Below are 6,000 nucleotides of genomic sequence, written 5' to 3' on the forward strand. Positions count from 1 at the left end.
GCATGACCCATGGCCGTGACTGCCCAGATGACGGGCCTTGCGCCTGAATTGGCCGAAAAGACGCCGGAAGATCGCCGCATGGTGATCCGCCGGTCAACGATGATCGCGCTGATCGCCTTTTTGACGCTGATTGACCTTTTTGGCTCGCAGGCTTTGCTGCCCACGCTGGTGGAGACCTATGGCGTGTCGCCAGCGGCGATGGGCTTTGCCGTCAATGCGTCGACCATCGGGATGGCGTTTGCCTCGCTGGTGGTGGCCATCTTTGCCCGGCGGATCGATCGCAAGCGGGGGATCTGGATGTGTCTTGCGCTGCTGAGCATCCCGACCATGCTGTTGGCCAGTACCGATGACTTGACCACTTTCACCTTACTGCGCGTGGCGCAGGGCGTGTTCATGTCCGCCGCCTTTACCCTGACGCTGACCTATCTGAGCGAGGAGTGTTCGCTGACCGCCGTTGGTGGGGCGATGGCCGCCTATATTACGGGGAATGTCGCGTCGAACCTTTTGGGGCGACTTCTGGCGTCCGAGATTGCAGGGAATTTCGGCCTTGCCGAAAGCTTTTATGGTTTTGCGGCGCTGAACCTGACAGGGGCTGTGGTTGCATATTTCTATATCGGGGCGCGGGACAGCCGTGGCCATGATACTGCCGACGGGCCCTCGGTCATCGAGGCGTGGTTGGATCATCTGAAGAACGCCAAGCTGGTGGCGATGGTGGGCATTGGGTTCATCCTGTTGTTCGTGTTTGTCACGACCTTCACCTATGCCAATTTCATTCTGGCTCAGGCTCCGTTTGACTTGCCGCAGACGATGATTGGGGTGGTATACTTCGTTTTTGCCCCGGCGATCCTGACGACACCCTTGGCGGCCGCGTCCGTCGCGCGGTACGGCGCGCGGGCGAGCTTTCACGGCGCGATTGTCGTGTCGCTGGTGGGCCTGGTGTTGTTGTTGACACCTGTTCTGGCAGTGTTTCTGTTGGGTCTTGCGCTGGTTGGGGCGGGGTTGTTCTTTGCCCAGTCTGTCGCCACCGGATATGTCGGGCGCACTGCCACCCATGATCAAGCGGCAGCCAACGGGTTGTACCTGGCCAGCTATTATCTGGGTGGGATTGCCGGGGCTTTTGTCATCGGGCAGGTGTTTGCCACGCAGGGCTGGACCGTTGCCGTGGTGGTGCTGCTTGCGCTGACTGCGCTGGCCTGGGCCTTGTCGCTCAGGATGGGGCGGTGATCCAAAGGCGCGCTGCCGCGCACGCGATTCATTTTTGCTGACGAGGGGGCTGTCTGCCCCCTCGAACTCCCCCAAAGGTATTGTTGGCCAGAAGAGGGTGTCAGTCGCCTTCGAGGCCTTCGGTTGAGAGGCCTTCGAGTTTGGGCATCAGGCGCAGGAGTTCTTTGGTGTAATCCGCTTTTGGGGCAGCGAAGAGTTGTTCGGTATCCGCCACTTCGACCATCTTGCCCTGCCGCATGACACCCACGCGGTCGCACATTTGCCGGACGACGGGTAGGTCGTGGCTGATGAACAGCATGGTGAGGCCCAGATGTTCCTGCAGATCCTTGAGGATGTTGAGCACCTGCGCCTGGATCGACACGTCGAGCGCGGAGGTGGGTTCGTCGCAGATCAGGAAGCGTGGTTGTGTGGCGAGCGCCCGGGCGATGGAGATACGCTGGCGTTGACCGCCCGAGAATTCGTGCGGGTATTTCCGGCCTGCGTCTGCACCGAGGCCCACGCGGTCCAACAGTTCGTCGACGCGGTCCTGCACGGCGCGCCCTTCGAGCAGTTTGTGGTGGAGTACCGGTTCGGCCACGATGGCGTCCACCCGCATACGCGGGTTGAGGCTGGAAAACGGATCCTGGAAGATCATCTGGATCTGGCGCCGGTAGGCGTCACGTTCTGTCCGAGAGGCCAGTTGTGTGACGTCGGTGCCGTCGAAATAGATATGGCCGCCGTTCGTTTCGTAGAGCGTGGCGATCATACGCGCGACGGTGGATTTGCCGGACCCGCTTTCGCCCACGAGGCCGAACACCTCGCCCTCGCGGATGTCGAAGCTGACCTTGTCCACGGCTGTGAACATTTTGCGCCATGCGGGGATGATGGAATCGCGTTGGACGAAGGTTTTGGTGATCCCGTCCACCTGCACCAGTGTGCCGGTTTTGGATTTGGGTGGGGTGGGCCAGTTGCGGGCGAGGTCTTCGATGGCGAACTTCGTGCTGCGCCCGCCATAGGAGAGTTGTGGGAAGCGGTGCACCTTGAGCGTGGCGCGAGGCACGGCGGCGATGAGCGACTTGGTGTACTCGTGTTCGGGGGCGCCCATGACTTGGGCTGTGGTGCCGCTTTCGACCACTGCGCCCTGGTACATGACCGCCACGCGATCGGTCGTGTCGGCAATCACGCCCATGTCGTGGGTGATGAGGACCACGCCCACCTGCCGTTCGCGGGCCAGCTCCTTGATCAGGTCGAGGATTTGCGCCTGGATCGAGACGTCGAGTGCGGTCGTGGGTTCATCTGCGATGATGACATCCGGCTCAGAGCAGAGGGCGAGCGCTATGACCACGCGCTGGCGCATGCCGCCCGAGAACTGGTGGGGGTATTGTTTGACCCGTTCCGCAGGGTCGGGGATGCCGACGCGGTCGAGCAGTTCCACGGCGCGGGCCTTGGCCGCTTTGTCGCCGAATTTCAGATGCGCTTCGATGGTTTCGGTGAGCTGGTCTTCGACCGTGAGCAGCGGGTTGAGCGAGGTGAGCGGGTCCTGGAAGATCATGGAGATCTTTGCGCCACGCAGGGCGCGCATGCCCGCGGCGTCGCGTCCACTGATCGCCTCGCCCCGGAAGCTGACCGTGCCATCGGCGATGTGGCCGGGCGGGTCAATCAGGCCCATGACGGCAGCACCGATGGTGGATTTGCCTGCGCCGGATTCCCCCACGAGGCCGTGGATTTCACCGGGGGCGACAGTGAGGTCGGCACCGTTGACGGCGACGAAGGTGCCCTTGCGGGTGGGGTAGTGGACCGAGAGGTCGGAGATGTTGAGGAGGTGGGTCATTGGTTTCCACTCTCTCTTTTGCGCATCACTTCCTCCCGCCATGCTTCCAGTTCCGCTTCTTTCGCATCGCGATCAACCTGTGTATAAGTGTCTACATCCAAACGTCTATTGCCGCTTGCTATTGGTTTCCAATCGTTCCTCATTTTCTTGATCTCATCCGCAATCTGCACGAGTGCAGAACCGCGGCCTAGGAAACTCACGCCCTCGGCGGAATTCATGTCAATAATGTAAGAAACAGACTCCCGCGCGACACGATTTGGGTGTCGCTTCCAAGAAACAGTCACCGGATATTTCATACCTTCTAAATTTTCAAATCCGGCCAAATAGCTTGTTAGGATCTGACCTGGTCGCAGCAGACTCACGCGGGTGAATGGAAAAGGGCGATCTGATTTTTTCTCCGACAGCACTGGTTGTTTTTGAAACTTAACCTGAACATCGAATGCTGTCGCATTGCCAGTGTTCTCCACAACCAAGTCGAAGTGAATGACTGACCACTGATTGACCTCGATGCTCGCAACAACTTGAGGTTCCGATGTTGCGCGGGCCATATTTGCGGTCGCCTTGGCGAGGAACAAGGTTAGCAATGCCAATACAGCCGTTGCAGCAGCCGTTACCCATGATACCAGCTCAACGGAGTTAAATGGATTGTCGGGTTCGACAAATCGGCTCCAAGCGCCAAGATCATAAGCGATCACGAAGAACAAAACGGCGAACGACATCCCCGCAAGATACTTCTCCATCACCGCAACCTCGGGTTCAGCGCGTCGCGCAGCCAGTCGCCCAGAAGGTTGACGCTGAGTGCGAGTGCTAGGAGCGTGCAGGCGGGGAAGAAGAGGATCCACCATTCGCCGGAGAAGAGGAAGCCTTGGCCGATGCGGATCAGAGTGCCGAGGGAGGGCTGTGTGGGTGGAGCGCCGACGCCGAGGAAGCTGAGCGTGGCTTCGGCGATGATGGCGAGTGCCAGCGAGATTGTGGCGATCACCAAGACGGGCGACAGGACGTTGGGCAGGATGTGTTTGACCATGATGGCAGGGCCGCTGCGGCCGATGAGGCGGGCGGCTTGCACGTATTCCTTGCTCTTTTCAACCAGCGTGGCGCCGCGCACGACGCGGGCGAATTGGACCCAGTCTGACAGGCCGATGGCGATGATCAGGACCCAGATGGCCATCTGATCTCGGTATTCGATCGGGGTCACACCCTTGGCGATCCCGAAGATCAGCATGGCGACAAGGATGCTGGGGAAGGTCAGCTGTACGTCTGCGATGCGCATGATGATCGTCTCGGTCCAGCCGCCAACATAGCCCGCGATGAGGCCTAGCGAGATGCCAAGCACCATCGCAAACAACACGGCGGCGACGCCGACGAACAGGGAGATACGCATGCCGTAGAGGATGGTCGAGAAGACGTCGCGGCCCTGATCATCGGTGCCCAGCCAGAAGCTGTCACCGGTGAAGGCGTTGGGCGTCATAGGGCGGGAAAAGCCGTTCATCAGGTTGAGCGAGGCGGGATCAAACGGATTGTAAGGCGCGATGAGCGGGGCGAAGACCGCGCTCAGGACCAAAATCAAGGCCACGGCGAAACTGACAATAGCGACGGGGGAGCATTTGAACAGGTAGAAGAAATCCGAATCCGCCCAGCGTTGCAGGCGGGTGGGCGCTTTGGTCGGGGTTTGGGCCGTATCGGTCATCTTAATGTCCTCCCGCCCGATCCACGCGCAGGCGCGGGTCGATGGCGAAGTAAAGCAGGTCTACGATCAGGTTGATGCCCACGAACATGACCGAAATCAGCATCAGATAGGCGGCCATGACCGGAATATCGACGAATTGGATCGCGTTGATGAACAGGAGGCCCACGCCCGGCCACTGGAACACCGTCTCGGTGATGATGGCGAAGGCGATGATGCTGCCCAACTGCAGGCCCGTGACCGTGATCACCGGCACAAGCGTGTTCTTGAGCGCGTGGCGGAAGTTGATGGCCCGTTCCTTGAGCCCACGGGCGCGGGCGAAGCGGATGTAGTCTTGTCGCAGCACTTCCAGCATTTCGGATCGCACAAGGCGCATGATCAATGTCATTTGGTAGAGGCCGAGGGTGATCGAGGGTAGAATGAGGGCCTTGAGCCCGCTGGCTGTCAGGAACCCTGTGGACCAATTGCCGATCTTGACCGTCTCGCCGCGTCCAAAACTGGGCAGCCAGCCCAGTTCAACCGAGAACAGGTAAATCAGCAGGATACCTATGAGGAAGGTGGGCAGGGACACGCCAATCAGGGATGCCGACATGATCACATTGGCCCAGAGCCCGTTTCGTCGGATGGCGGTAAAGACGCCAAGCGCGATGCCGAGGGTGATGGCCAGGAAGCCACTGACGGCGGCCAGTTCCAATGTTGCAGGCGCCCGCTCCAACAGGATGTCAGACACAGGTCTGCCCTGCCGGTAACTGACGCCGAAATTGCCCTGCACCGCCCCTTCCAGGAAGCGATAGTACTGCACGGCAAAGGGTTGATCCAAACCAAGCTGTGCGCGCAGGCGCTCGACATCCTCGATGGTCCGTTCCTGTCCCAGCATATTGTCGATTGGGTCACCGACAAAGCGGAACATGGAAAAGGCGACAAGGCCGACGACCAACAGAACGAGGGCGGATTGGGCGACACGTTGGAGAATGAAGGAAAGCATTTCCCCGTCTCGCAAGATGTGCGGGCCTGGTCAAGGGACCGCAGACATGCGCACCCTGCGGGCAGGATTGTTTTTGAAGGAACTTCACGTTCTGCACGCAGGTGAAGCAGCCAGCCAAGTGTGAAACATCAGATGACTTTGAACTTTAAGTCAAAACATTGGTCCAAAACCAGAAAGTCCGGCAAAGCCGCCATTGGTTGAGATTGCAGCGAAGGTCCTGAGTGAGTATCCGTCTTGTTCAAGTACGGTTTTGCATCCATAGCCTGTCTGCTTTGACCAATGCATTTGCGAGTTCGA

Annotated in this window: 5 protein-coding genes; 1 reads left to right on the forward strand and 4 read right to left on the reverse strand. The window is 59.5% G+C overall.

Going from position 1 to position 6,000, the window contains the following annotated elements; all coding sequences use genetic code 11:
- Positions 1 to 9: 9 nt before the first annotated feature.
- The gene (locus tag Q1A75_RS13775; protein ID WP_299555420.1) at positions 10 to 1,224 is read left to right on the forward strand and encodes an MFS transporter; all 1,215 of its coding nucleotides are present in this window, start codon (positions 10 to 12) and stop codon (positions 1,222 to 1,224) included.
- Between the two features lie 100 nt (positions 1,225 to 1,324).
- On the opposite strand, the gene Q1A75_RS13780 is transcribed toward Q1A75_RS13775, so the two are convergent.
- From Q1A75_RS13780 to Q1A75_RS13795, 4 genes are read right to left on the reverse strand one after another with little or no spacing between them, the layout of a single operon-like run.
- The gene (locus Q1A75_RS13780; RefSeq protein WP_299555424.1) at positions 1,325 to 3,034 is read right to left on the reverse strand and encodes an ABC transporter ATP-binding protein; all 1,710 of its coding nucleotides are present in this window, start codon (positions 3,032 to 3,034) and stop codon (positions 1,325 to 1,327) included.
- Complete coding sequence (locus Q1A75_RS13785; protein WP_299555427.1) at positions 3,031 to 3,774, reverse strand: hypothetical protein; 744 nt, start codon at positions 3,772 to 3,774, stop codon at positions 3,031 to 3,033. The genes Q1A75_RS13780 and Q1A75_RS13785 overlap by 4 nt, the downstream gene beginning before the upstream one ends.
- Positions 3,774 to 4,721 (reverse strand): ABC transporter permease, encoded by a 948-nt coding sequence (locus Q1A75_RS13790; RefSeq protein WP_299555430.1) that lies wholly within the window; start codon positions 4,719 to 4,721, stop codon positions 3,774 to 3,776. The genes Q1A75_RS13785 and Q1A75_RS13790 overlap by 1 nt, the downstream gene beginning before the upstream one ends.
- A gap of 1 nt (position 4,722) precedes the next feature.
- Positions 4,723 to 5,703 (reverse strand): ABC transporter permease, encoded by a 981-nt coding sequence (locus tag Q1A75_RS13795; RefSeq protein ID WP_299555432.1) that lies wholly within the window; start codon positions 5,701 to 5,703, stop codon positions 4,723 to 4,725.
- Between the last annotated feature and the right edge of the window lie 297 nt (positions 5,704 to 6,000).

This window comes from uncultured Tateyamaria sp. (assembly GCF_947504105.1).
Taxonomy (GTDB): Bacteria; Pseudomonadota; Alphaproteobacteria; order Rhodobacterales; family Rhodobacteraceae; genus Tateyamaria.